The organism is Pseudomonas sp. FeN3W, from assembly GCA_030263805.2.
GTDB classification, from domain to species: Bacteria; Pseudomonadota; Gammaproteobacteria; order Pseudomonadales; family Pseudomonadaceae; genus Stutzerimonas; species Stutzerimonas stutzeri_G.
On the sequence record CP136010.1, the window covers coordinates 1,954,100 to 1,978,454 of the forward strand.

At 65.2% G+C, this 24,355-nt stretch carries 26 protein-coding genes and 1 riboswitch; of the genes, 11 read left to right on the forward strand and 15 right to left on the reverse strand.

Annotated elements, in window-relative coordinates:
* Nucleotides 1-125 precede the first annotated feature (125 nt).
* Nucleotides 126-389, reverse strand: coding sequence for a PepSY domain-containing protein (locus P5704_009285; protein ID WOF80650.1), 264 nt, complete (start codon nucleotides 387-389; stop codon nucleotides 126-128).
* Between the two features lie 226 nt (nucleotides 390-615).
* On the opposite strand from P5704_009285, the gene P5704_009290 reads away from it, so the two are divergent.
* On the forward strand, nucleotides 616-1,389 hold the full coding sequence (locus P5704_009290) for a thioredoxin family protein (GenBank protein WOF80651.1): 774 nt from the start codon (nucleotides 616-618) through the stop codon (nucleotides 1,387-1,389).
* 2 nt (nucleotides 1,390-1,391) lie between these two features.
* Here the strand turns inward: P5704_009290 and P5704_009295 are convergent, their stop codons facing one another.
* Nucleotides 1,392-1,748, reverse strand: coding sequence for a copper-binding protein (locus P5704_009295; protein ID WOF80652.1), 357 nt, complete (start codon nucleotides 1,746-1,748; stop codon nucleotides 1,392-1,394).
* Nucleotides 1,749-1,920: 172 nt separating this feature from the next.
* Between P5704_009295 and P5704_009300 the strand changes: the two genes are divergently transcribed.
* From P5704_009300 to P5704_009315, 4 genes are read left to right on the forward strand one after another with little or no spacing between them, the layout of a single operon-like run.
* Complete coding sequence (locus P5704_009300; GenBank protein ID WOF80653.1) at nucleotides 1,921-2,229, forward strand: PepSY domain-containing protein; 309 nt, start codon at nucleotides 1,921-1,923, stop codon at nucleotides 2,227-2,229.
* Between the two features lie 8 nt (nucleotides 2,230-2,237).
* A complete protein-coding gene (locus P5704_009305) occupies nucleotides 2,238-2,543 on the forward strand; it encodes a PepSY domain-containing protein (GenBank protein WOF80654.1) in 306 nt (101 codons plus the stop codon).
* Nucleotides 2,543-3,208: a response regulator transcription factor gene (locus P5704_009310; GenBank protein WOF80655.1), complete on the forward strand. Its 666-nt coding sequence runs from the start codon at nucleotides 2,543-2,545 to the stop codon at nucleotides 3,206-3,208. Before P5704_009305 ends, P5704_009310 begins: the two co-directional genes overlap by 1 nt.
* Nucleotides 3,205-4,521 carry an ATP-binding protein gene (locus P5704_009315; GenBank protein ID WOF80656.1) on the forward strand — a complete coding sequence of 439 codons (1,317 nt, stop codon included), beginning with the start codon at nucleotides 3,205-3,207 and terminating at the stop codon, nucleotides 4,519-4,521. Before P5704_009310 ends, P5704_009315 begins: the two co-directional genes overlap by 4 nt.
* Before the next feature lie 3 nt (nucleotides 4,522-4,524).
* Here the strand turns inward: P5704_009315 and P5704_009320 are convergent, their stop codons facing one another.
* On the reverse strand, nucleotides 4,525-4,740 hold the full coding sequence (locus P5704_009320; protein WOF80657.1) for a hypothetical protein: 216 nt from the start codon (nucleotides 4,738-4,740) through the stop codon (nucleotides 4,525-4,527).
* Between the two features lie 325 nt (nucleotides 4,741-5,065).
* Here P5704_009320 and P5704_009325 point away from each other — a divergent pair, with 325 nt between their 5' ends.
* The 4 genes from P5704_009325 (at nucleotide 5,066) to P5704_009340 (ending at nucleotide 13,895) form a co-directional block, all read left to right on the forward strand.
* Nucleotides 5,066-5,938, forward strand: coding sequence for a WYL domain-containing protein (locus P5704_009325; GenBank protein ID WOF80658.1), 873 nt, complete (start codon nucleotides 5,066-5,068; stop codon nucleotides 5,936-5,938).
* 718 nt (nucleotides 5,939-6,656) lie between these two features.
* Nucleotides 6,657-7,892: an exonuclease SbcCD subunit D C-terminal domain-containing protein gene (locus P5704_009330; protein WOF80659.1), complete on the forward strand. Its 1,236-nt coding sequence runs from the start codon at nucleotides 6,657-6,659 to the stop codon at nucleotides 7,890-7,892.
* Nucleotides 7,889-11,542, forward strand: coding sequence for an AAA family ATPase (locus tag P5704_009335; GenBank protein WOF80660.1), 3,654 nt, complete (start codon nucleotides 7,889-7,891; stop codon nucleotides 11,540-11,542). Before P5704_009330 ends, P5704_009335 begins: the two co-directional genes overlap by 4 nt.
* Before the next feature lie 185 nt (nucleotides 11,543-11,727).
* Nucleotides 11,728-11,944, forward strand: a riboswitch (cobalamin riboswitch).
* A 97-nt stretch (nucleotides 11,945-12,041) separates the two neighbouring features.
* A complete protein-coding gene (locus P5704_009340; GenBank protein ID WOF80661.1) occupies nucleotides 12,042-13,895 on the forward strand; it encodes a TonB-dependent receptor in 1,854 nt (617 codons plus the stop codon).
* Between the two features lie 19 nt (nucleotides 13,896-13,914).
* On the opposite strand, the gene P5704_009345 is transcribed toward P5704_009340, so the two are convergent.
* The 12 genes from P5704_009345 to nrdR form a co-directional block, all read right to left on the reverse strand.
* Nucleotides 13,915-14,712 (reverse strand): cobalamin-binding protein, encoded by a 798-nt coding sequence (locus tag P5704_009345; protein ID WOF80662.1) that lies wholly within the window; start codon nucleotides 14,710-14,712, stop codon nucleotides 13,915-13,917.
* Nucleotides 14,712-15,119, reverse strand: a complete 408-nt coding sequence (locus P5704_009350) for a hypothetical protein (GenBank protein ID WOF80663.1) — start codon at nucleotides 15,117-15,119, stop codon at nucleotides 14,712-14,714. Before P5704_009350 ends, P5704_009345 begins: the two co-directional genes overlap by 1 nt.
* The gene (ribA, locus tag P5704_009355) at nucleotides 15,116-15,733 is read right to left on the reverse strand and encodes a GTP cyclohydrolase II (protein WOF80664.1); all 618 of its coding nucleotides are present in this window, start codon (nucleotides 15,731-15,733) and stop codon (nucleotides 15,116-15,118) included. Before ribA ends, P5704_009350 begins: the two co-directional genes overlap by 4 nt.
* Nucleotides 15,734-15,918: 185 nt before the next feature.
* Nucleotides 15,919-16,563 (reverse strand): TIGR02281 family clan AA aspartic protease, encoded by a 645-nt coding sequence (locus P5704_009360; protein WOF80665.1) that lies wholly within the window; start codon nucleotides 16,561-16,563, stop codon nucleotides 15,919-15,921.
* Nucleotides 16,564-16,648: 85 nt separating this feature from the next.
* Nucleotides 16,649-17,146 carry a phosphatidylglycerophosphatase A gene (locus P5704_009365; GenBank protein ID WOF80666.1) on the reverse strand — a complete coding sequence of 166 codons (498 nt, stop codon included), beginning with the start codon at nucleotides 17,144-17,146 and terminating at the stop codon, nucleotides 16,649-16,651.
* A 51-nt stretch (nucleotides 17,147-17,197) separates the two neighbouring features.
* Nucleotides 17,198-18,160, reverse strand: a complete 963-nt coding sequence (thiL, locus tag P5704_009370) for a thiamine-phosphate kinase (protein ID WOF80667.1) — start codon at nucleotides 18,158-18,160, stop codon at nucleotides 17,198-17,200.
* Nucleotides 18,161-18,172: 12 nt separating this feature from the next.
* Nucleotides 18,173-18,658: a transcription antitermination factor NusB gene (gene nusB / locus P5704_009375; protein WOF80668.1), complete on the reverse strand. Its 486-nt coding sequence runs from the start codon at nucleotides 18,656-18,658 to the stop codon at nucleotides 18,173-18,175.
* The gene (ribE, locus tag P5704_009380) at nucleotides 18,655-19,131 is read right to left on the reverse strand and encodes a 6,7-dimethyl-8-ribityllumazine synthase (protein ID WOF80669.1); all 477 of its coding nucleotides are present in this window, start codon (nucleotides 19,129-19,131) and stop codon (nucleotides 18,655-18,657) included. Before ribE ends, nusB begins: the two co-directional genes overlap by 4 nt.
* 58 nt (nucleotides 19,132-19,189) lie before the next feature.
* Nucleotides 19,190-20,269: a bifunctional 3,4-dihydroxy-2-butanone-4-phosphate synthase/GTP cyclohydrolase II gene (gene ribBA, locus P5704_009385; GenBank protein WOF80670.1), complete on the reverse strand. Its 1,080-nt coding sequence runs from the start codon at nucleotides 20,267-20,269 to the stop codon at nucleotides 19,190-19,192.
* 12 nt (nucleotides 20,270-20,281) lie between these two features.
* Entirely contained in the window at nucleotides 20,282-20,944 is a 663-nt protein-coding gene (locus P5704_009390) for a riboflavin synthase (protein ID WOF80671.1), read from the reverse strand.
* Between the two features lie 592 nt (nucleotides 20,945-21,536).
* Nucleotides 21,537-22,640 carry a bifunctional diaminohydroxyphosphoribosylaminopyrimidine deaminase/5-amino-6-(5-phosphoribosylamino)uracil reductase RibD gene (gene ribD, locus P5704_009395; protein ID WOF80672.1) on the reverse strand — a complete coding sequence of 368 codons (1,104 nt, stop codon included), beginning with the start codon at nucleotides 22,638-22,640 and terminating at the stop codon, nucleotides 21,537-21,539.
* Entirely contained in the window at nucleotides 22,637-23,104 is a 468-nt protein-coding gene (nrdR, locus tag P5704_009400) for a transcriptional regulator NrdR (GenBank protein ID WOF80673.1), read from the reverse strand. The genes ribD and nrdR overlap by 4 nt, the downstream gene beginning before the upstream one ends.
* A 112-nt stretch (nucleotides 23,105-23,216) precedes the next feature.
* Here nrdR and P5704_009405 point away from each other — a divergent pair, with 112 nt between their 5' ends.
* Together P5704_009405 and P5704_009410 are read left to right on the forward strand one after the other, a co-directional pair.
* Nucleotides 23,217-23,642 (forward strand): YbaY family lipoprotein, encoded by a 426-nt coding sequence (locus tag P5704_009405; GenBank protein WOF80674.1) that lies wholly within the window; start codon nucleotides 23,217-23,219, stop codon nucleotides 23,640-23,642.
* Complete coding sequence (locus P5704_009410) at nucleotides 23,639-24,295, forward strand: 50S ribosomal protein L11 methyltransferase (protein ID WOF80675.1); 657 nt, start codon at nucleotides 23,639-23,641, stop codon at nucleotides 24,293-24,295. Before P5704_009405 ends, P5704_009410 begins: the two co-directional genes overlap by 4 nt.
* Nucleotides 24,296-24,355: the final 60 nt, after the last annotated feature.

Genomic DNA, 24,355 nt, shown 5'->3' on the forward strand with positions numbered 1-24,355 from the left:
GTCGATGATACTCGCTCTACCGGCCGCTGCCTCCCGTTGCGGGCGTGTCGCGGCAGGTAACCGCCAAGCGCGGCACCGCGTTCGAACCGGTGCTGCGCTCAGCTGTCAGGCACGGTTGGCCGCGCTCAGTCGGCCTTTTCCTTGGTCACTTCGCCGGTGCGGCCGTCGATGCTGAACTCGTACTTCTTGCCGTCCTGTTTCATGCCCTCGCCTTCCCAGCCATTATCATCGGCTTCGATGCCATGCAGTTCGGTGTAGCCGGCGGCCTTGGCTTTCTCTACGGCCTGCTCAAGGCTGATCCAGTCGGCGCCGGGCTTGTCGGCGGCGAAGGCAGCACCAGACCCGAGGATGGCAACGGCGAGGGCGGCGGTCAGTGTCTTGTTGTACATCTCGTTTATTCCTTCTGCGAACGGGATCAGATCGGGCCATACGGTTGGCCCTACCTGAATTACGAGCCCAGCGGCGGTCGCTAAGTTCAACCGCCGCGCCGCCGGCCGCCGTGCGTTCACAGGCCCGATGTCGATTTCGCCTGGCGCCAATCGACTCTGTCACAGGGCCATCGCCACGCGGCGGTGGCTCCGATCCCGCTCCCCAATCCGCGCCCCGGAGGTCTACATGGCAACGCACAAGGTCGTATCCGATCAGGAATGGCTGGCCGCCCACAGCACCCATCTGCAGGAAGAAAAACAGCTCACCCGCCAACGCGATGCGCTCAGCGAAAAGCGCCGGCGACTGCCCTGGCGGCGCCTCGCGCAGGACTACCGCTTTCACGACGCCAGTGGCGCGGTTCGCCTGAGCGAGCTGTTCGAGGGTCGCAGCCAGCTGGTGATCAAGCACTTCATGTTCGGCCCGGACTGGACCGAGGGCTGCGTCGGCTGTTCGTTCGAGGCCGATCATATCGGCGGCGCGCTGCTGCACCTGCTGCAGCATGACGTCAGCTTCGCCGCCATTTCCCGCGCGCCGTTCGACCGGCTGGAGGCGTTTCGCCAGCGCATGGGCTGGCAGTTCCGCTGGCTGTCGTCGGCCGGCAGCAGGTTCAACCGCGACTTCCACGTGTCCTTCGATGCCGAGGACATCGTCGAGGGCAAGGTCTTCTACAACTACGCCTGGCAACCCTTCGTCTGCGAGGAGCTGTCGGGCTTCAGCGTTTTCTACCGCGACCCGCAGGGCGAGATCTTCCACACCTTCTCGACCTATGGCCGCGGCGCGGAAGAACTGCTCGGAACCTATGTGCTGCTGGACATGACGCCCAACGGGCGCAACGAAACCGGGCCCCAACACAACCTCACCGACTGGGTACGCCTGCATGACCGTTACGACAGCGACGATCGCGTTGCCCCGAGCGGTCGCTCCGAGCCCGCTGGCTGCTGCCATGAGCAGCGACGCTGAGGCTACTGCCGCCGAATGAAGACGATCTGCGGGTCCATTTCGCCGTTGCTGAAGCGGAACTCCACCGCATCGCCCACGGCCAGCCCGCCGAGTTGTGCGGCGTCCGCCTTGAACGGCATCACCATCGCCGGCCATTTCAGTTCCGGCACCGGCCCGTGGGCGATGGTGACGCTGCCCTGCTGCGCATCGATGGCGCGGATCACACCTTCGGCCCTGTAAGCGGGCTCGGCCTCCAGGCTGTTGCCAACCGCCATATCATCGACCGGTGGCGGTGAGGTGGAGGGCTTCAGCAGATCCTCGGCAGAGACCTGGCCACTCAACCCGAGGCTTGCAAGCAGTACGAGAAACACGATTTTCATGACGTCTCCCCCCGATCGATCGGTTGTGCTCACCTGCAGCAAGCGTAGTCCCCTTAGCGCGGTTCGCCCTCGCCCGAACGGTGCATTCTCGGGCAGGTAACGGCGTTCAGCTTCGTTTAAGCAAGCCCCCGTAACCTGTGAATCGTCGAAACCAACCACAGGAATCAAAACCATGAAAACACTGACTACGCTATTCACCGCCGCCACTCTCGCCCTCGGTGCCAACCTGGCCATGGCCAAGGACATCGGTCCTGACGAAGCACTGAAGCTGCGCGATGCCGGCACCATCCAGTCGTTCGAAAAACTCAACGAAGCGGCACTGGCCAAGCACCCAGGCGCCACCGTCGAGGAAACCGAACTGGAAGAAGAGTACGGCCGCTACGTCTATCAGCTTGAACTGCGCGACGACAAAGGTGTGCAATGGGACGTCGAGCTCGATGCCAAGACCGGCGAAGTGCTGAAGGACCATCAGGACGACTGAGGCCATCCATGCGTGCCCCCCTTTTCGTAACCGTTCCACTGACCCTGCTGCTCGCTGCCACTCCGGCGGCGAGCCGCGATCTGGACCAGGATGAGGCCCTGCGGCTGCGCCGCGAGGGCCTGATCATGCCGCTGGAAGCGCTGCTCCAGCGCGCCATGGAGCGCTATCCGGGGGCCAGCCTGCTGGAAGCGGAGCTGGAGGAGGAGGATGGCATCTACGTTTACGAAATCGAATTGCTCACCACCGACGGCGTTGCCCGCGAACTGGAACTGGATGCCCGCGACGGGCGCCTGCTCAAGGATGAAGAAGACTGATGCGTCTGCTACTGGTCGAAGACAACGTTCCGCTGGCCGACGAACTGGTCGCCAGCCTCAGCCGCAACGGCTATGCCATCGACTGGCTGGCCGATGGCCGCGACGCCGCATATCAGGGCGCCAGCGAACCCTATGACCTGATCATTCTCGACCTCGGCTTGCCTGGCAAACCGGGGCTGGAGGTGTTGCGCGACTGGCGTGCCGGCGGCCTCACCACACCGGTGCTGATCCTCACCGCGCGCGGCTCCTGGGCCGAACGCATCGACGGCCTCAAGGCCGGCGCCGACGACTACCTGACCAAACCCTTCCATCCCGAAGAACTGCTGTTGCGCATCCAGGCGCTGCTGCGCCGAGCCCACGGCCTGGCCAACCAGCCCATGCTGCAGGCCGGCGGCCTGGAACTGGACGAGTCGCGCCAGTGCTGTCGCAAGGACGGCCAGGACATCGAACTCACCGCCGGCGAATTCCGCCTGCTGCGCTATTTCATGCTGCATCCGGGGCAGCTGCTGTCGAAAACCCAGCTGACCGAACACCTGTACGACGGCGAAACCGAACGCGATTCAAACGTCATCGAGGTGCATATCAACCGGCTGCGCGGCAAGCTCGGCCGCGAGCTGATCGAAACGCGCCGCGGCCAGGGCTATCGCTTCGGCGGCCAGCCGTGAAGTCCATCCAGCGCAGCCTCAGCCTGGCGCTGATCGCCACCCTGCTACTGGTCGCGCTGGTGCTGGTGCAGACCAGCCTGTGGCTCTTCGAGTCAGGCCTCAGGCGCAGTCTGGAAACCGATCTGCGCGAGGAAACCGAGGGCCTGCTGATTGCCCTGGTGAAGGGGCCGAACGGCGATCAGCTGGACGTGCAGCGCCTCAACCCGCGCTATCAACGGCCGTTCTCCGGCCACTACTTCAAGATCGAATTGCCCGAGCGCACCTGGCGCTCCCGCTCGCTGTGGGACGCCTCACCAGAATGGCCGGAACGTGCGGGCCTGGCGGACGAGCTGCTCGACGGCCCGCAGGAACAGCGACTGCTGGGTTATCGCGCCGAGTACCGCCGCGACGGCCAGCCGATCATCATCAGCGTGGCGCAGGACTACACGCCGGTCCTCGAAAGTTTTGCCCGCGTGCGGCTGAGCGGCCTTGGCCTGGTCGGTTTCGCCCTGCTCGCCCTGCTGCTGTTGCAGCGCTACGCCATGGGGCTGGCACTGCGCCCGCTGGAGCGCGCGCGGCAGCAGATCGCCCAGCTGCAGCAGGGCCAGCGCCAGCAGCTGGACCAGCGCGCGCCCGTCGAGCTTCAGCCGCTGGTCGAGCAGATCAACCACCTGCTCAGCCACACCGAAGACACCTTGCAGCGCTCGCGACATGCCCTGGGCAACCTCGGTCACGCGCTGAAGACGCCACTGGCAGTGCTCGGCAGCCTGGTGCAACGCGAAGAACTCGCCGCCCACCCCGAACTGCAGGCCAGCCTGCAGGAGCAGCTGGCGCAGATCCAGCAACGGGTCAGCCGCGAACTGGGCCGGGCGCGGCTATCGGTGGACGTGCTGCCCGGTGCGCATTTCGACTGCGACGCGGAACTGCCGGCACTGTTCGATACGCTGGCGATGATCCACCGCAGCGGCCTCGACCTGCGCTGGCAGGCGCCCGCCGGCTGCCGCCTGCCGCGTGATCGCGAGGACATGCTCGAGCTGCTGGGCAATTTGCTGGATAACGCCTGCAAGTGGGCCCGTAGCCGCGTCGAGCTGAGCATCGAGCGCAGCGGCGATGGCTTCGTCCTGCTGGTGGACGACGACGGACCGGGGATTCCGGCGGCACAGCGCGAGCAGGTCATCGACCGTGGCGTACGGCTGGACGAGTCGGCGGAAGGTCACGGGCTGGGGCTGGGGATCGTCAGCGATATCCTGACGGCCTGGCGTGGCGAATGGAGTCTTGAAGAAAGCCCACTGGGCGGCTTGCGCGTAAGCATCGCACTGCCGGCGACGCGCTGAGCATCATTGCGGACGAGCCAGTTCGTTACGCATGTCTTCAAGTATGGTTTCGACCAGCAGGGTGTTCTGCACCTGGTGCCCGGCCATGATGCGCGTGGCGTGGGTGCCATTGATCGGGTAGCCGACATGCACCAACAGGCGACCGTCCGCTTGCGGCTCGACGCGCGTGCGGTACTGCGAGGTGAAGGTTTCGGCCAGGTAGCGGGAAAGAGTCTTCATGAAGCATCTCTAGCAATGAGCCTGAAACAAAGACCCTGTTCATCGCTCGGAGATTCATGCCGTCCATCGGGAATCCACTGATCTTCATAGAACTGTAACGCTCATCACCCCTTCCGATCGCCGCTGCCATAGGCCAGCCAGGCCAGAAACAGCATCACAACGAACGCCATGCAGGACATCACCAACGCATTGATCATCAGGCTCATGTCAGGGTTTCCTCATCCACCGGATCGAGTTGAAACATACCCCGAATATATGTAGCGTTGCGCGACACGTCGACCTGCTCGACATAGGCATGTAAATCTTTGGAATAGGTGCAGAGGCGATGAAACGCAAGCAATCGATCAGTCAGATTCGCTGGGACCTGGCGCTGCGCTACCGGCTGATCGAGACCATCGCCTGGTGGGAAGGCCGCCTGACCACGGGCCACCTGATGCAGAGTTTCGGCATCAGCCGCCAGCAGGCATCGAAGGACATCAACACCTACCTGAACGAACATGCGCCCAAAAACCTGACATATGACCGCCACCTGAAGGGCTACAAGCCGACCAAAGGCTTCCAGCCGCTGTTCATCGACGGCAGCGCCAGCGCCTACCTGCATTTACTCGACCAGAACCGTGTGCGCGCCCCGCATATCGAGGGCCTGGCGCTGGCCTACGCGCATACCGAGGTGCTGCAGGTGCCGGACCGCAGTATCCGACCCGAGGTGCTGCGGCCGATCCTGCAGGCCTGTCGCGAAGGGCTGCGCCTGGAGAGCGAGTACGTCTCGCTGGCCAATCCCGAGGTGGAAATCCGCGTGATGGCGCCACACACGCTGGTGTTCACCGGCATGCGCTGGCATGTGCGCGCCTACTGCGAGAAGAACCGCGAATACCGCGACTTCGTGCTCAGCCGCTTTCGCGGCGAGCCAGACCTGATGGACGCCAGCGAACACACCCGCGAACAGGACGAGGCATGGAACACGCCGGTGACCGTGCTGATCGAGCCGGACGCGCGATTGAGCCCGGCGCAGAAGGCGATCATCGAGGTGGACTTCGGCATGGCAGAGGGCCAGCTGCCGGTGGAGACGCGCGGGGCGCTGGTGCAGTACGTGCTGCAGCGCTTCGGCATCGACCCGAATACCGTGCAGGCGAATGCGGCGGCGCAGCAGCTGCAGGTGGGGAATCTGCAGGCGTTGAAGGGGTGGTTGTACTCGTGAGGGCTTGTGGGGGTGGTCTTGGCCGCGAAGGGCGTCGGCACGGATTTCGGTATGTGATCGCCGCGCTTTCCTGGGCCTGGAATCCAGGTTGCGCCTCTCACGGCGCGTCACTTTTTCTTGTCTGGCCAAGAAAAAGTAACCAAAAAGAAGGCCACCCCGGCATCCGGCCCTTCGCTGCGCGAAGGGTACCCTCACTCCATCGCCATTCCAGGGGCACGCTGCGAAGGGCCATCCATGGCCCTGCGCAGCTCTCGCGGCATCCATGCCGCTCAACCCCTTCCACAGCGACTACGTTCGGCCTCCTGACGGGGCGATTGGTGTCGCCTGCTCGTTCGTGCAAGAAACACCATGCTGAGACTACCGCCGGAGACCTACAGACAGCTCTGCCCCCATGTCTCGCCGGTGATGTAGGGTGGAAAACTGCGCAGCATTTTCCACCACAAGCTACAAGTAAGTTCTTGCCGGGCCAGCGCGGATTAATTTGCAAACCGGTGGGTAGGCTTCGCGTTACCCACGCTACGGACCCGTTTAGAAATTTCCAGTCGGCTCGGACCCCACCCCCCGTCAGAAGGCCGAGTGGAGGCGCGGCGCGCCCAAACCGTCCGCCGAAGCCCACGACAGTCACGAGCTCCGCAAGCCTTACATCCGTCGCAACCACTCGCAGCACATCCCACGCCAGCGGCTCGCCGCTGCGCCCGCACACAATGAGCCTGAGCCCATGCGCCTGATCCACACCTCCGACTGGCACCTCGGCCAGACCCTCCACGGCCAGGACCGCGACCACGAGCACGCGCAGTTCCTCGCCTGGCTGCTCGACCAGTTGGTAGCCCACCGCGCCGACGCCCTGTTGATCGCCGGCGACGTGTTCGACACGGTCAACCCGCCACTCAAGTCCCAGGAACGCCTCTACGACTTCATCGTCCGCGCCCACGAAAAGCTCCCGCAGCTGGACATCGTGATGATCGCCGGCAACCACGACTCGGGCGGGCGCATCGAGCTGCCGGCGCCGCTGATGAAACGCCTCAATGCCCACGCCGTCGGCCGCATCAGCTGGGTCGCCGAAGGCCAGCTGGATCACCAGCGGCTGCTGGTGCCGCTGCACGACGCCACTGGCAATACCGCTGCCTGGTGCCTCACCCTGCCCTTCCTGCGCCCGGCCGAAGTGACCGGCATGGAACTGGGCGACGACTACATGGCCGGCATCCGTCAGGTGCATGAACGGTTGATCGCCGCCGCCGAAACCGCACGCCAGCCTGGCCAGGCGCTGGTCGCCATGAGCCACGCGCACATGGCCGGCGGCGCGGTGTCGGAGGAGTCCGAGCGCAATATCGTCATCGGCAATGCCGAGGCGCTGCCGGCCAGCCTGTTTCCCGAGTCCGTCGCTTACGTCGCCCTTGGCCACCTGCACAAGCCGCAGCAGGTCGCCGGGCAGGCGCGCATCCGCTACAGCGGCTCGCCGCTGCCGCTGTCCTTCGCCGAGGTCAACTACCCGCATCAGGTGCTGCTGGTCGAACTCGTCGGCGAGCAGCTGGCGCAGGTCGATAGCCTGCCGGTGCCGCGCGCGGTGGAGATGATCCGCATCGGCCGTGCACCGCTGGCCGAGGTGATCGCCGCGCTGGAGGCGTTGCCGCCCACCGGCCTGTTCGACGAACACCTGCCCTGGCTGGAAGTACGCGTGCTGCTCGACGAGCCGCTGCCGGACCTGCGCCAGCGCATCGAAACCGCGATAACCGGCAAGGCCTGCCGCCTGGTGCGCATCGCCAGTGAATACGCCGGCAAGCGCGGCGAGACGGAATCGGACGTGCTGCTCGGCCTCGACCAGATCAGCCCGCAGGAGCTGTTCGCCCGCGCCTGGGAAGAACAGTACGGCAACCCGGCAGACGAGCAGGCGCTGGACGATTTCGCCACGCTGCTGCAACAGGTCGAGTTCGTCCATGAGGAGGACGCCCGATGAAAATCCTCGCCATTCGCCTGAAAAACCTGGCCTCCCTTGCTGGCGAACAGGTCATCGACTTCACCGCCGAACCGCTGGCCAGCGCTGGTCTGTTCGCCATCACCGGGCCCACCGGTGCCGGCAAGAGCACCATTCTCGATGCCCTCTGCCTGGCGCTGTTCGGCAGCACGCCACGGCTCGACAGCGTCTCACCGCTGAACAAGGTTCCCGACATGGAAGCTGAGATCGGCGGCGGCGATGAGCGCAACCTGCTGCGCCGTGGCTGTGGCGCAGGTTTCGCCGAGGTGGATTTCGTCGGCGTCGACGGCCACCGCTACCGCGCCCGCTGGGAGGCCAAGCGCGCCCGCGAGAAGATCGACGGCCGCCTGCAGGCCAGCAGCCAGAGCCTTACCGACCTGGACAGCGGCACGCTCCTGGCCAGCGGCAAGAAGCGCGAATTCAAGGAGCTGCTCGAAGCGCGCCTGGGGCTGACCCTGGCGCAGTTCACCCGCGCCGTGCTGCTGGCGCAGAGCGAGTTCTCCGCCTTTCTCAAAGCCGACGACAACGAGCGCGGCACCCTACTGGAAAAGCTCACCGACACCGGGCTCTACAGCCGCCTCGGCCAGGCCGCCTTCGAGGCCGCCAAGCAGGCGAAGGAAAACCTCGCCCGCCTGGAACAGCAGGCCGGCGGCTTGCAGCCGCTGGAGCCCGAGCAGCGTGACGTACTGGAGCGCGAACATCAGGCCCAGCTCGAAGAACTGAAGAAGCTGCAACAGCAGCTCAAGGAACTGGAAGCGCAGCGACAGTGGCTCGCCGAACTGCAGCGCCTGGAAAACGAGCGCGAAGCGGCACGCCAGCAGCTGCAGGATGCCGAAGACGAGCGCGAGAGTCTGAGCGAAGCCCGCCGTATTTTCGATCTGTTCGAACGGCTCGCGCCGCAGCGCCATCGTTTTCTGCGCCAGCACGAACTCGAACCCCTGCTGGGCAAGGCCGCCGACAGCCTCTCTCGCCTGCAGCACGAGGCGCAAAGCCTGCAGCAACGTCTCGACACCTTGCAGAGCCAGTGCGAAGCGGCCGGCAACGACCTGCGTGCGGCCGAACAGGCGCGCCAGGACGCCGAGCCACGGCTGGCCCAGGCGCGTCGTGAAGAAGAACGCCTGCAGCATCTGAACGCCGACCTCGTCGCGATCCGCGAAGAAAGCGTCCAAGCCGATGCCGCGGCCAGCGCCGGCGAGGCAACGCTCAAAGAGCTCGGTGAACAGCAACAGCGCGCCGCCGGACAGCTCGCGACGCTGACTGAGCAACTCGAGACGAGCGCCGCGCTGCAACCGCTCTGTGCAGCCTGGGGCGGCTACCGTCCGCGTCTGCAACAGGCTGTTCAGTTGGCGGCACGCCTGCAGAAAGGTCAGGGCGAAATCCCGCTGCTGGAAGCGCAGGCCAAGGCCGCCGAAGCCCAGCAAAGCCTGGCGCGCGAGGCGCTGGACAATCTGCAACGCGAGCGCGACAGCGATGTCGGGCTGGCCGAGCAGCTGGCCCAGTTGCATCGACAGCTCGAAGAACGGCGCCAGGCCGAGCGCGAAACCGATGCGCTGCAACAACTCTGGGCGCAGCAGCTCACGCTCACCGTCAGCCAGCGCGAACTGAGCGACGCCCACAACCACCAGCAGGCCCAACTGGACAGCCTGGTGCCGCTGGGCAAACAGGTGCGCAGTGATCGTGATGCCGCCGAGCAAGCGCTCAAGGTCACCCTTGCCGTGCTCGAGCGCCAACGCCTGGCGCGCAGCGAGACTGTCGAAGCGCTGCGCGCGGCGCTGATTCCGGGCGAACCCTGCCCGGTCTGCGGCAGCGACGAGCATCCCTGGCAGCACACCGATGCGCTGGTCGCCAATCTCGACCGGCACGATGACAGCGAGGCCGCGCGCGCGCAGCAGGCGCTACAGGAACAGGATCAGCGTCTGCAGGAACTGCGCGACCGGCATGTCGCACTCAGCACGCAGTTGCGCCAGACGCAGCAGCGCCAGTGCGAAGTCGACGCGCAGCTGCAGGCCCTGGCACCGCGCCTGCTCGCCCTGCCTGCGCACGCACAATTGCTTGAGCAGCCTGAAGCCGAACGCTCGCAGTGGCTGGAAGCGCGGCTGACGGCACTGAAAGACCAGATCGCCAGCGCCAGCCAGCATCAGCAGCAACTGTTCGCCCTGCAACAGCGCAGCGAAACCCTGCAGCTGGCCTGGCAGGCCGCACGCGAAGCCTGTGTCGAGGCGACTCAGCAACTCGCGCGCCAACGCGATGCGCTCGCCCGCGATGATCAACAGCTCGACGAGGAGCTGCTGGCCTTCGCCGAAGTGCTGCCCGCCGAGCACCTACAGCGCTGGCGCGAAAACCCGGCGCAGACCTTTATGCAGTTGGACGCCAGCATCGCGGCGCGCCTGCAGCAACTGCAGGCTCAGGCCGAGCTGGCCGAGGAGCTGCGCCAGTGCGAGCAGCGCCGCAGCGACGAACAGCTGCAACAGCACCATCGTCAGGAGAAACAGGCAGGCTGCAGCGCGCGACTGACTGAACGCGAGAAACGGCTGCTGACCTGCCAGCAGGCGCTGCGTACCAGCCTCGGCGAACAGACCAGCGCCAGCGCCTGGCAGCAGCAGTTGGACGCGGCCATTCAGGCTGCACGGCAGGCCCAGGCCGAGATCGATCGGCAACTCAACGAGAGCAAGCTCGGTCTGACGCGGCTGAACAGCGAGCAGCAGAGCTGTCGTCAGCGCCACGCCGAACTGGAACAGGAACGCGATGCGCTGAATGCGGAACTGGCAACCTGGCGCGCCAGCCATCCGGAGCTGGACGACGCCACACTCGCCCAGCTGCTGCACATGGATGACCAGCTGATTGCCGAGGCGCGCCAGCGCTTGCGCGAGAACAGCGAAACCCTGACCCGCTGTCGCGAGCGTCTGGACGGCTGCCTCAACCGCCTGAACGGGCACAAACTGCAGCAGGCTGAAACGCCGGACACCGAACGGCTGCAGCAGCGCCATGCCGAGCAACTGCAGCAGTGCGAGCAGGCCGACCAGCGCTGCGCGGAGACCCGTGCCCAGTTGATCGATGACGACAAGCGCCGCGATCAGAGCCGGGAATTGCTCACCCAGATCGACGCCGCGCGGGCCGAGCATCAGCGCTGGGGACGTATCGCCGCACTGATCGGCTCGAGTGACGGCGGTGCCTTCCGCAAGATCGCCCAGGCCTACAACCTCGACCTGCTGGTGCAGCACACCAACGTGCAGTTGCGCCAGCTGGCCCGCCGTTATCGGCTCAAGCGCGGCGGCAGCCCGCTGGGCCTGCTGGTGATGGACACCGAGATGGGCGACGAGCTGCGCTCGGTGCATTCGCTGTCCGGCGGCGAGACCTTCCTCGTCTCGCTGGCCCTAGCGCTGGGCCTGGCTTCGATGGCCTCGAGCAAGCTGAAGATCGAATCGCTGTTCATCGACGAAGGCTTCGGCAGCCTCGACCCCGAGTCGCTGCAGATCGCCATGGATGCGTTGGATTCGCTGCAGGCCCAGGGCCGCAAGGTGGCGGTGATTTCCCATGTGGCGGAAATGCACGAGCGCATTCCGGTGCAGATTCAGGTGCAGCGCCAAGGCAACGGGCAGAGCGCGCTGCGCATCGTCGGCGGACCATCGTAGGGGTGCGCTCCGCGCACCGCATGCACCGAGCGTAGGTCGGGTTGAGGAGCGAAGCGACGAAGCCCAACACGTTCCAGCTGGGCTTCGCTGTGCTCAGCACCAACCTACCCGGGAGCGTCCGCCCTTTGTCATTGCGCGCTTTCATCCGCTTGTGTTTCGCCGCGCCCGGCCGTATGGTTCGCGCGTTTTTTCTTATCCGCCCAGGTGTGCACGACCGCAAGGTCCGCATTAAACGGGAAGCCGGTGCGCTCGATGAGCTAGGCCGGCGCTGCCCCCGCAACGGTAATCGACCGCGATCCCTTGGGATCGCCGTCCGCTCGACAGCCACTGTGTTCCGACATGGGAAGGTGAGCGTGATGCGTGTCGAAAGCCCGGAGACCGGCCTGACGGATTCGACTGGTGTTGCGGAGGGCAGCACCGTCAAGCGCTGCTGCCCGTCATCCTCGCGCTTGTTCCTGCCCTCCTCAAAAGTCTGCGATCTTTTGAGGATTTCTTACCGATGAAACTGTCCCGTTTGGCCCTGGCCATCGCCCTGACGCCCGGCCTGGCGCTCGCCCAGACATCGTCCCGCGAGGACGCACTGAAGCTGTCCGATACTCTGATCACGGCCAACCGTGACGTGCAGCAGCGCAGCGAAAGCAGTGCTGCCAGCACGGTGTTCACCCGCGAGGATATCGACCGGCTACAGCCCTCCAGCGTGAGCGAACTGCTCAACCGTGTACCCGGTGTGCAAGTCATTCAGAATGGCGGGCGCGGCACCAGCAGCAGCCTTTTCATCCGTGGCACGAGCAGCGCCCAAAGCCTGGTGCTGGTGGATGGCCAACGGATCGGATCAGCTTCCGCTGGTGGCTCGCCACTGGAGTACCTGAACGTCGAACAGATCGAGCGTATCGAAGTGCTGCGCGGTCCACGCTCGGCGGTCTATGGCGCCGACGCCATTGGCGGGGTCGTTCAGATTTTCACGCGTCGCGCCAGTGGCGAAGGACTCAATCCCCGCCTGCGTCTGGGTTACGGCAGCCGCAATACCTGGGAGCGCAGCCTGGGGCTTTCCGGCGGCAACGAAAGCACCCGTTTCAGCCTCAGCGCCAGCGCTGACGACACCCGCGGTATCAACCATACGGACAGCCGTGTGCGCCCCGACAGCGACCACGACGCCTACCGCAACAATGCCTTCTCTCTGAACCTCAACCATCGCTTCAACGAACGCCTGGAAGGTGGGTTCAGCGTGCTGGATCAACGTGGCGAAAGCGAATTCGACTACGGTAGCTATGGCGCTTATCCCTACTCGGACTTTCAGCTGAGCAGCTACTCGGGCTTTCTCAGCGCCAACATCAACGAACGTTGGACGTCCCGCGTGGAACTGGGTCATAGCGAGAACCGCTATGTCGAGCGCGCGGATGACGCCAGTCTGAGCGGCCCGTTCAGCACTTACCGCGACTCGGCCAGTTGGCTGAACACGCTGAACCTGGGCGGCGGTCAGAACCTGTTGCTCGGCATCGACTGGTACATGGACTCGCTCAATAGCGACACTCAATACGATGAAGACGAGCGCTGGAACCAGGCGCTGTTCATGCAGCACAGCTGGCAGGGTGAAGTTTTTTCGACCGAACTCGGCCTGCGTCATGACAAGAACGAACAGTTCGGCAGCGAGAACACCTTCAATGGTGCACTGACTTATCACCTCGATGCCGATAACGATGTGATCCTGTCCTATGCGGAAGGCTTCCGCGCACCGACGTTCAACGACCTGTACTGGCCTGCGGACCCGATGTGGGGGGCGAGCTCAAACCCCAACCTGGGCCCGGAAAAGTCCAAGACCTATGAACTGCAATGGCGCGGCCAACTGGCAGAGAAGACACTTCTGCAAGCCTCGCTGTACCGCACTGACATTGAAGACGCCATCGTCTTCGTCGACATTCCGCGCAACGTACAGAAAGCACGCATAAATGGCTTCGAGGCCTCGTTGCAGCAAGAGCTGTTTGGCTGGCAGGGCAGCGCCGCCCTGAGCATCATCGATCCGCGCGATCGCGACAGCGGCCACACCCTGCCCCGTCGCGCCAAGCGCACCCTCAGCCTGGATCTCGATCGCCAACTCGGTGACATCGGTATCGGCGCCACCTGGCAGGCATTCAGCCGCAGCTACGACACACTCGCCAACACTGAGGAACTGCCTGGTTATGGCCTGCTGAGCCTGCGCAGCAGCTGGCAGGCAACCCCGGAAATCACCCTGGGACTCAAAGTCGACAACGTTCTGGACAAGGAGTACACCCGAGCCATCCACTGGACTGGCGCCGAGTACATGGGTGAAGGCCGCACCGCCCTAGTCTCCGTCACCTGGACTCCCTCGCTGTAATCGCTACCGACGCGCCCGCTCAGGGCGCTGCCGCCATCACCTGGCAGAGCTTCCGGATCGCACCCAGCATCTGGAAGCTTGGCCGCTCCAGCCCCTTGTCGGGCACTTCAAGCAGGCGACCGCTGCGCACTGCACTGAGCTGCGGCCAGGCCTTCCACTCATCCAGCTGCGCACCGCTACCGGCCAGAATGATTTCAGGATCACGGGCAAGCACGGCTTCGATGCTGACCTGCGGCGCCGCCAAGGTCAGGTCGGCGAAAACATTCTGCCCACCACACACCTCGATCGCTTCGCTGATGATCTGCTGCCCGCCGAGGGTATACAGCGGGCGATTCCAGATCTGATAGAACACCCGCAGCGGCTCGGCGCGCGTGTAGTTGCTGCGTAACTCGGCGAGTCCTGTACGAAAGCGCTCGGCCAGTCGTTCGCCTTGTTCGGCGCGGCCCACGGCATTACCCACCACGACGAACTGCTCGGCCAGCCCTTCGAGACGGGTTTGCTCGACAACCAGAACGGGAATGCCGAATTGCTGTAACTGCTCACGCTGGCTACGTGGCACGCTGTCCGGCCAGAGCAGCACGAGGTCAGGACGCAGGCTGAGCAGGGTTTCCATCTCCACCTGGCCATAACGCCCGACCGAAGGCACAGACTGCAGCGCAGCTGGGCGCTCGCCACCATCCAGGACGCCGACCAGTCGGTCGGTGGCATCGAGTTCGAGCACGATCTCGCTGAGCGATGGCGCCAGACTCACCACCCTATCTGCCGCCAGCGTGGGCAGCGTCATCAGCGAAACGAGGACGAAGAGCAGCAGCCGCATCAGTGCAATTGCCGCGGAATGCGGTAGAGCACCAGCAAAACCAGGCTGCCGAATACCAGCAACAGGCGGGCAACCGGCTCCATGCCGAATAGCGCACCCGCAGCGCCGAACCAGGCCGGTAATGACGCGATCAGCAGGCCACGACGGCGCACGCGACGCAGAGTATTCCAAGCGTCGCTCTCCGCCGGGCCGTTCAGAGCCTGTTCGGTGGCGATCAGTGCATGTTTGAATCGGGTGAAGGCCCGCAGGCTGAAGAACAGTGAGACCAGGCCTGCAGCGAAGAGTGGCAGGCCCCAATCGGCAAACACCACCGATGCGCGGCCGAGCACCAGCACCGGCAGCACCATCAGCAGCGTATGCAGCCAGCCATCGCGCCCGAGCTGGCGAAGGGCGGCGGCTCGCGTCACGACTGCTCGGCTTCGCCCTGGTGGATCTCGCCGAGCATATGGCCGAGCTTGCCGGCCTTGGTGGCGAGGTATTTGCGGTTATGCGGGTTATGCGCGACCTGCAGCGGCTTGCGCTCGGCGACGCGAATGCCGAAGCCCTGCAGCGCCTTGACCTTGCGCGGGTTGTTGGTCATCAGCTTGATCTCGGCGATGCCCAGGTGCTCGAGCATCGGCAGGCAGATGCCGTAGTCGCGCATGTCCGGGGCGAAGCCCAGGCGCTCGTTGGCTTCGACGGTGTCGGCGCCGGCATCCTGCAGTTCGTATGCGCGAATCTTGTTCAGCAGGCCGATACCACGGCCTTCCTGGCGCAGATAGAGCAGCACGCCGCGGCCTTCGTCGGCAATCGCGCGCAGCGCCGCTTCCAGCTGGAAGCCGCAATCGCAGCGCAGGCTGAACAACGCATCGCCGGTCAGGCACTCGGAGTGCAGACGACCCAGCACCGGCTTGCCGTCGGCGACATCGCCGAGCGTCAGTGCGACATGTTCCTTGCCAGTGTCCTGGTCGAGAAAACCATGCATGGTGAACACGCCGAATGGCGTCGGCAGTTTGGAGGCGGCGACGAACACGACAGACACGGGCGGAAATCCCAGAGGCAGAAAAGCGGACATTGTAACACTAACTAAAAGCTGGAAGCTGGAAGCTGGAAGCTGGAAGCTGGAAGCTGGAAGCTGGAAGCTGGAAGCGAATCAGTGTGCGGGGCGGGGTCAGAACCCCGTCAAGCTTTTCTTCAAGCTTTCAGCTTCAGGCTTCAAGCTGCTTTTTAGATCTTCGACTCCAGCACCAGCACGCCCTGCTCCTCGCGCCAGCTGACGCGCCCGAGGAAGCTCATGCCGAGCAGCGCCTCGGTGGGCGAGCCGCCCTCGACGACCACGGCGTCAACGCCGAGCACCTCGATTGCACCGACCTTGACGCTATTGAGATGCACGCGCCAGGCCTTCGCCGTACCGCTGGCCGTGCTCACCACCATGGGCCGCCCGTTGACGCGGTAGTCGATACCCAAGCGACGGGCCTGATGTTCGTTGATCGCCACCGAGGTGGCGCCGGTATCGACGAGAAACTGGATCGACTGGCCGTTGATCGTACCGGCGATCCAGTAATGGCCGCCGGTGCCCTTGGCGACGCTCAGCTGGGTCTTGCTTGGTGCCGCGTAGGCGCCGCTGTATTCGCGACTCAGGTTGTAATGACGCTCGACGCCGTCGACGCGCAGCACCGCACCACTGGCATCGGCACTCACTACCTGGACGCCGCCGGGACCGGTCTGGCCGACCCTGACCAGCTTGCGCTGACCGTCGACATTGACCACCGCAGCGCCTGGAAACAGCCCGACCACTTGCACCATGGAGGCGGCCTGCGCGAGAGCGGACAGGAGCAACAGGCTGGCGAACAGGACGGAGATGCTACGCATGGCTATTTCTTCCTCGAAACCAGGTCCCAGGCCGGACGCCGATCATCCTTCAATGGTCAGCCACCTGCAGCGACCGGACGCACAATCAAACCAACAGCGCCACCAGTCCCTGCATGACCGCCCAGGCCGCGACACCGGCGAGGACATCATCGAGCATGATCCCCACCCCGCCATGGATATGCCGATCCACCCAGCTGATCGGCCAGGGCTTGGCGATATCCATCACGCGAAACACCACGAAGCCAAGCAGCAGCCAATACCAGCCTTCCGGCACGAGCCAGAAGGTGATCCAAATGCCGACGAATTCGTCCCAGACGATGCCTTCGTGGTCGTGCACGCCGAGCTCGTGCGCCACCTTGCCGCACAGCCAGACGCCAAACAGCATGGTTGCACCGAGCATCAGCAGATAGCCCCAGCCCGGCAGCAACTGCCACAGCGGCACGAACGGCAGCGCCACCAGCGAACCCCAGGTACCCGGCGCCTTGGGCATCAGCCCGGAACCGAAGCCGAACGCCAGGTTGTGCCAGGGATCGGACCAGACCAGGGTTTGCGGCTTGGCCGCGACCGGCGAGGTATCAGTCAAAACAGCGTTCCTTCTCGGAGCGAGCGCGGGCTGAGCAGCCCCGCAACGCCCCTATGGATTGAAATGGTTGTAGCCACGTTCGGACACGGCCACCTCGTTGCCCGCCGCATCGAGCAATTGCACGCCCTGCCCGGCCGCCACCCGGCCGATGGCCTGCACCGGCCAGCCGGCGGCCTGCAGCGGTGCCAGCTCGGCAGGCGGCAGGGTGAACGCCAGCAGGTAGTCGTCGCCGCCGGCCAGCGCACAGCGCAACGCTTCGGATTCACCGGCGAAACGCCGCAGCGGCTCGGACAGCGGTAGGCGATCAGACTCGATCTGCAGCGCAACGCCCGAGGCCTTGGCGATATGCCCGCAGTCGGCCAGCAGCCCGTCGGAGATATCCAGCGCGGCCGTGGCCTTGCCTCGCAAGGCTTCACCCAGGGCCAGCTGTGGCTGTGGCGACCAGTAGCGCGCCAGTAGATGCTCGGCGATCTCCGCGTCAGTGTTGGCTTGGTGCAGTACCAGCGGCAACGCTCCGGCCGCCTCACCGAGCACGCCGCCGACGCAGAGCAGATCGCCGACCCGCGCGCCATGCCGGACCAGTGCGCGGCCGGCCGGCATCCGGCCGAATACGGTGACGGTCAGGCTCAGTGGGCCGCGCGTGGTGTCGCCGCCAATCAAACGCAGGCTGCAATCGAGCGCCATAGCGTCCAGGCCGCGGGCGAGTTCCGCCAGCCAGAGTGGATCGCCAGCAGGCAAGGTCAGGGCAAGGGTGAAGCCGATGGGCGTGGCGCCCATGGCGGCAAGATCGCTGGCGGCCACGGCCAGCGCGCGCTGGCCAAGCAGAAAGGGATCGCAGGGATCGGGGAAATGCACCCCGGCGACCAGGGTATCGGTGGACACCGCCAGCTGTTCGCCGGCAGGAATCTGTAGCAGGGCACAATCATCGCCGATGCCGAGAACGACTTCGCCGCCGGCCCTGGCGCAAGCGGCGGCGGCGAAGTAGTGACGGATCAGCTCGAACTCACCCAGCAAGGCGAGCCGCCCTCAGCGCTTGTTGTTGCGCACTTCGGCGCTGCGCAGCGAAGGCGCCAGCTTGTCCAGCACGCCATTGACGAACTTGTGCCCGTCGGTGGCGCCATAGACCTTGGCCAGCTCGATGCCTTCGTTGATGACCACACGATAAGGCACGTCGATGCGCTGCATCAGCTCGTAGGTGGACAGGCGCAGAATCGCCAGCTCCACCGGATCGAGTTCCTCCAGCGGACGGTCGAGATTCGGCGCGATGGCACCGTCGACTTCGCTCTTGCTGCGCGCAACACCGTTGAGCAGCTCATGGAAATAGCTGCCGTCCACGCCGGAGAAATCGTTGTCGACGCGGAACTGCGCCTCGATTTCGTTGAGGCTTTGACCGGCCATATGCCACTGATACAGCGCCTGCATCGCCAAGCTACGGGCAACCCGGCGCGTGGCGATCTTGCCCTTGGCCTTGGGCTGCGGAGCGTCCTGGCTGTCGTCGTGATTCAGGCTCACTTCGCCTCCAGCTGCGACAGCAGGCTCACCATTTCCAGGGCGGAAAGGGCGGCTTCGGCGCCCTTGTTGCCAGCCTTGGTGCCGGAGCGCTCGATGGCCTGTTCGATGGAATCGACGGTCAGCACGCCAAAGGCGACCGGTACGCCGAACTCCATGGAGACCTGGGCCAGCCCCTTGGTGCATTCACCAGCGACGTATTCGAAGTGCGGCGTGCCGCCACGGATGACTGCGCCGAGGGCGACGATGGCGTCGTATTCACCTTGCTGCGCGACCTTCTGCGCGACCAGCGGAATCTCGAAGGCACCCGGGGCGCGGATGAGGGTGATGTCGTTCTCGCTGACGCCGTGGCGAACCAGCGCGTCAACCGCGCCGCTGACCAGGCTCTCGACGACGAAGCTGTTGAAGCGGCCTACGACCAGGGCGTATTTGCCCTGCGGGGCGATGAAGGTTCCTTCGATGGTCTTCAGGGGCATGGGTGCTTTCTCATCTCTTTAAAGAACGAAGGCGCCGCGGACTGCGCGGCGCCTCTGATTATTCGGCCGGGAGGTATTCTACAACTTCCAGATCAAAGCCGGATATCGCGTTGAACTTCATCGGCGCGCTCATCAGGCGCATCTTGCGTACGCCAAGATCACGCAGGATCTGCGAGCCGGCACCGACGGTGCTGTAGGTGGCCGGCGCTGGTGGCTGTTGACGGGTCAGCTGCGCCAGCAACTGCGGGCCAGTCAGCGGATTGCCGAGCAGCAGCACCACGCCTTTGCCGGCCTTGGCCACCTCACCCATCGCCGCGCGCAGGCTCCAGCGGCCCGGCACGGTGACCAGCAGCAGGTCGCGCAGCGGCTCCATGTTGTGCACGCGTACCAGCGTCGGCTCCTCCGGGGAAATATCGCCGCGGGTCAGCGCCATGTGCACGGTGTCCTCGACGCCGTCGCGATAGGTCACCAGGTTGAACTGGCCCAGTTCGGTCTCCAGCGGTTGCTCGGAAACCCGCTCGACGGTGCGCTCGTGGATCATCCGGTAGTGGATCAGGTCGGCGATGGTGCCGATCTTCAGCCCGTGCTGCTCGGCGAACAGCTCGAGCTCCGGGCGGCGCGCCATGGTGCCGTCATCGTTCATGATCTCGCAGATCACCCCGCTCGGCTCGAAGCCGGCCATGCGCGCCAGGTCGCAGGCCGCCTCGGTATGCCCGGCGCGCGCCAGCACGCCGCCCGGCTGGGCCATCAGCGGGAAAATATGACCGGGGCTGACGATATCCTCGGCCACCGCGTTGCGCGCCACGGCCGCCTGCACGGTACGCGCGCGGTCGGCGGCGGAGATGCCGGTGGTCACCCCCTCGGCCGCCTCAATGGAGACGGTGAACTTGGTACCGAAACCCGAACCGTTGCGCGGCGCCATCAGCGGCAGCTTGAGCAGTTCGCAGCGCTCGCGGCTCATGGGCATGCAGATCAGGCCGCGGGCGAAGCGCGCCATGAAGTTGATGTGCTCGGCGGTAACGCATTCGGAGGCGACGATGATGTCGCCCTCGTTCTCGCGGTCCTCGTCATCCATGAGGATGACCATCTTGCCGGCGCGGATGTCTTCGATCAGTTCTTCAGCGGTATTGAGCGCCATCGGGGCGTCTCCTCAATTCTTCAGGTAGCCGTGTTCGGCGAGAAAGCTTTCGGTGAGGCCCGAGGCCTTGGGTTCGGCGGCCTTGTCGCCCATCATCAGGCGCTCCAGGTAACGCGCCAGCAGGTCGACCTCCAGGTTGACCTGCCGCCCGGGGCGGTAGTCGGCCATGATGGTTTCGCCGAGGGTGTGAGGCACGATGGTCAGCTCGAACTCGGCGCCATTGACCGCGTTGACCGTGAGGCTGGTGCCGTCGACGGTGATCGAGCCCTTGAGCGCGATGTACTTGGCCAGCTCGCGCGGCGCGCGGATGCGGAACTGCACGGCACGGGCGTTATCTTCTCGCGCCACGACCTCGCCGACGCCGTCGACATGGCCGCTGACCAGATGCCCGCCGAGGCGGCTGGTGGGCGTCAAGGCCTTCTCCAGGTTGACCCGGCTGCCGGCCTTGAGATCGATGAAGGCGGTGCGCGCCAGGGTTTCGCGGCTGACATCGGCCCAGAAACCGTTGCCCGGCAGTTCCACCGCCGTCAGGCAGACGCCATTGACCGCGATGCTGTCGCCCAGCTTGACGTCGCCCAGATCCAGCTTGCCGGTTTCGACCAGCACGCGTACGTCGCCACCCTTGGGCGTGAGCGCACGAATGGTGCCGATGGCTTCGATTATTCCGGTGAACATGTGGCCTCCCGTGGAAGGCGGGTAAAACGCTGCATACGACGAACTCCTGTTTTTGAAAAACAGGGCGCTACGGATCGATAGGGATGCATGACGGGCACACGGATGGCGCCCATCGGAATATCCCGCTCTCTCTCATCCGGACTATACCGTCGGCCCCGGAATCACACCGGGTCTGCTGACCTTGCCGAAGCAAGCGCTCGCGGGCTAGACGCGATTGAAAGCTACTGCGCGCAGAGCATGCTGCGTTGTGGTCCTCCTCGAAGTGCTCATTTACCAGGGTAAACTCCGCCTTCTCGTCGAATCACGCCTCGCCTGCTCAGCGCTCGCTACGCTTTCATCCTTGTAACTGCGCCATTACCGCCGGTGGGGAATCGCACCCCGCCCTGAGAACGTTGCGGCCACGCCTGTGGCCGAGTGGCGTTTTACCACATTTGTCGGGACGATGCATGAGGCGCGGGTCGTTGGGGTCGGCGCGTGGCACCGAGATTCGGCATCGCGCCACGGTGCCCGACTCGGTAGGTTGGGTTGAGGCGCGTAGCGCCGAAGCCCAACATCACTCTTCGCTGCGCTCAACCTGGACGCCCCCCTCAACCTACGCCAGGCGCGGGCGCGCCACGATCTTCCAGTCGTCGCCCACCGCGCGAATGTCGACGATCTTCAGCTCGCGCGCCTCGCTCATCCGTTCCAGAGGCAGCTCCAGCAGCGGCCGCGCCGACGAGCCGAGGAACTTGGCCGCCATGAATATCTGGTATTCGTCGACCAGGCCGAGACTGGCGAAGGCGCCGACCAGCCGCGGGCCGGCCTCGACCAGCACCTCGTTGACACCACGCGCCGCTAGCTCACGCAACAACGCAGCCAGATCGACCCGCTCCTGGCCCAACACCAGCGCCTCGTGGCCGGCGCGGCGATAGGCATCTTCGCAGCCCGCTACCGCCGTGACGACCAGCGCTTCGCCGGCCTGAAAGAACGGTGCATCCAGCGGTACGCGCAGCCGACCATCGACCAGCACCCGCAGCGGCGGGCGCTGCAACGCCAGCGCCGTGGTCTCCGCATCCAGCCCCAATTCGCCGCCGCGCACGGTCAGCCGCGCGGCGTCCATCAGCACGGTATCGGCGCCGGTCAGCACCACGCTGGAACGGGCGCGCAGGCGCTGCACCTCGGCGCGCGCGGCCGGCCCGGTGATCCACTGACTCTCGCCGCTGGCCATCGCGGTACGCCCGTCCAGGCTCATCGCCAGCTTGGCGCGAACGAACGGCAGACCGCTTTCCATACGCTTGATAAAGCCGTTGTTGAGTTCCCGCGCCTCGGCCTCCAGCACGCCGCTGGCGATCTCGATGCCGGCGCTGCGCAGCAGCTCCAGACCGCGCCCGGTGACCTGCGGATTGGGGTCCTGCATGGCCGCCACCACACGCCCGACGCCGGCCTTGATCAGCGCTTCGGCACAGGGCGGCGTACGCCCGTAATGGCTGCAGGGCTCTAGGGTGACGTAGGCGGTGGCGCCGCGGGCCCGTTCACCCGCCTGGCGCAGCGCATGGACCTCGGCATGCGGCTCGCCGGCACGCACATGCCAGCCTTCACCGACCAGCTCGCCATCGGCGACGATGACGCAGCCGACCCGCGGGTTCGGGTGGGTCGAATACAGCCCCTTGCGCGCCAGCTGCAGCGCGCGGGCCATCCAGGCGTGATCGGTGGTCATTCGGGCTTCGCGGGCTCGCGGGACAGCCGCTCGATTTCCTCGCGGAATTCGTTGAGGTCCTGGAAGCGTCGGTAGACCGAGGCGAAGCGGATATAGGCAACCTCGTCGAGCTTCTGCAGCTCGGCCATCACCAGCTCGCCGAGCACGCGCGACTTGATCTCACGCTCGCCGGTGGCACGCAGCTGATGCTTGATATGGGCAATGGCGGCCTCGAGACGCTCGACACTCACCGGCCGCTTCTCCAGCGCACGCTGCATGCCGGCGCGCAGCTTCTGTTCGTCGAACGGCTGGCGACTGCCGTCGGACTTGATCAGCCGCGGCATCACCAGCTCGGCGGTTTCGAAGGTGGTGAAGCGTTCACCACAGGCCAAACACTCGCGGCGACGGCGCACCTGATCGCCCTCGGCGACCAGGCGGGAATCGATGACCTTGGTATCGTGGGCACCGCAGAAGGGACAATGCATGGGGCTGAAATCGGTCGTACGTCGGGACGGCCATGGTAGCGCATCCGACCCGCAAGACAAGGCGACGGCTTTGCTGCTATACAACCCACAATAGTCGTACAGGAGGCTGTCCGTGCCGCCACGTTTTTTCGTTCTCCCGGCCTTCCTGGCCTTGCTCGCCGGCTGCAGCAGCCAACCCAGCGAGCCACCGACCGAGCCGGTCGAGCTGAGCACCGCCCCGCACTCCAAATTGCTCAACGAGCTGAGCGGCAGCCTGATCGGCGCGCCGGTTGGCAGCGACGTTGAACTCGCCTTGCTGGAAGTCGATCGCCGCGACCAGCCGGACCGCCTGCTGAGCAACGTGCAGCTCAAGGGCCGCGGCAGCGAATTGCCATTCATCCTGCAGTTCAATCCGGACACCTTTCGTCCGGGTCAGCGAGTGGAACTGCGCGGCCGTGTCACCCGGGCGGGGCAGTTGATCATGCGCCTGCCATCGCGCAGCATTACCAGCCCCGCCAGCCAGGCGCTCGGCCCGCTGCAGCTGGTCCCGGCACCGTGACGGCACCGCCCCCCTTACAAGCGGCACTGAACGACCTGCTGGGCGACGCACACCTGGTTGCCGAGCCGCTGCCGGACACTGATCTGCGACTCTGGCTGATCGATGCGGCCAACATGGATCGCGCCTTCAGCCCCGAGGAAACCCGGCGCATTCTCGAAGAGCCGCCGTACTGGAGCTTCTGCTGGGCCAGCGGCCTGGTGCTGGCGCGCTGGCTGGCCGAACGACCGGAATGGGTGCGCGGTAAGCGCGTGCTGGATTTCGGCGCGGGCTCGGGCGTCGCAGCCATCGCCGCCGCCAAGGCGGGCGCGCTCGAAGTGGTGGCCTGCGATCTCGATCCGCTGGCGCTCGCCGCCTGCCAGGCCAACGCCGCACTGAACGACGTCGAGCTACGCTATTCGCAGGACTTCTTCGCCGAGGCGGATCGCTACGATCTGATCATCGTTGCCGACGTGCTCTATGACCGGGCCAACCTGCCGCTGCTGGATCACTTCCTCAGCCGAGGCCGCGAAGCGCTGGTGGCCGACTCACGGGTACGCGATTTCGCTCATCCGCTGTATCGGCGCCTGGGCGTGATGGATGCCTGCACCTGGCCGGATCTGGCAGAGCCTGCGGAGTTCAGGCACGTGAGTCTCTATCACGCTGCGAGGAGCTGAAGAGCCTGAGGTAGGTGAAAACCGCGAAGCGTTTCCGCAAACTGTGCCGCTGCGGCCGGA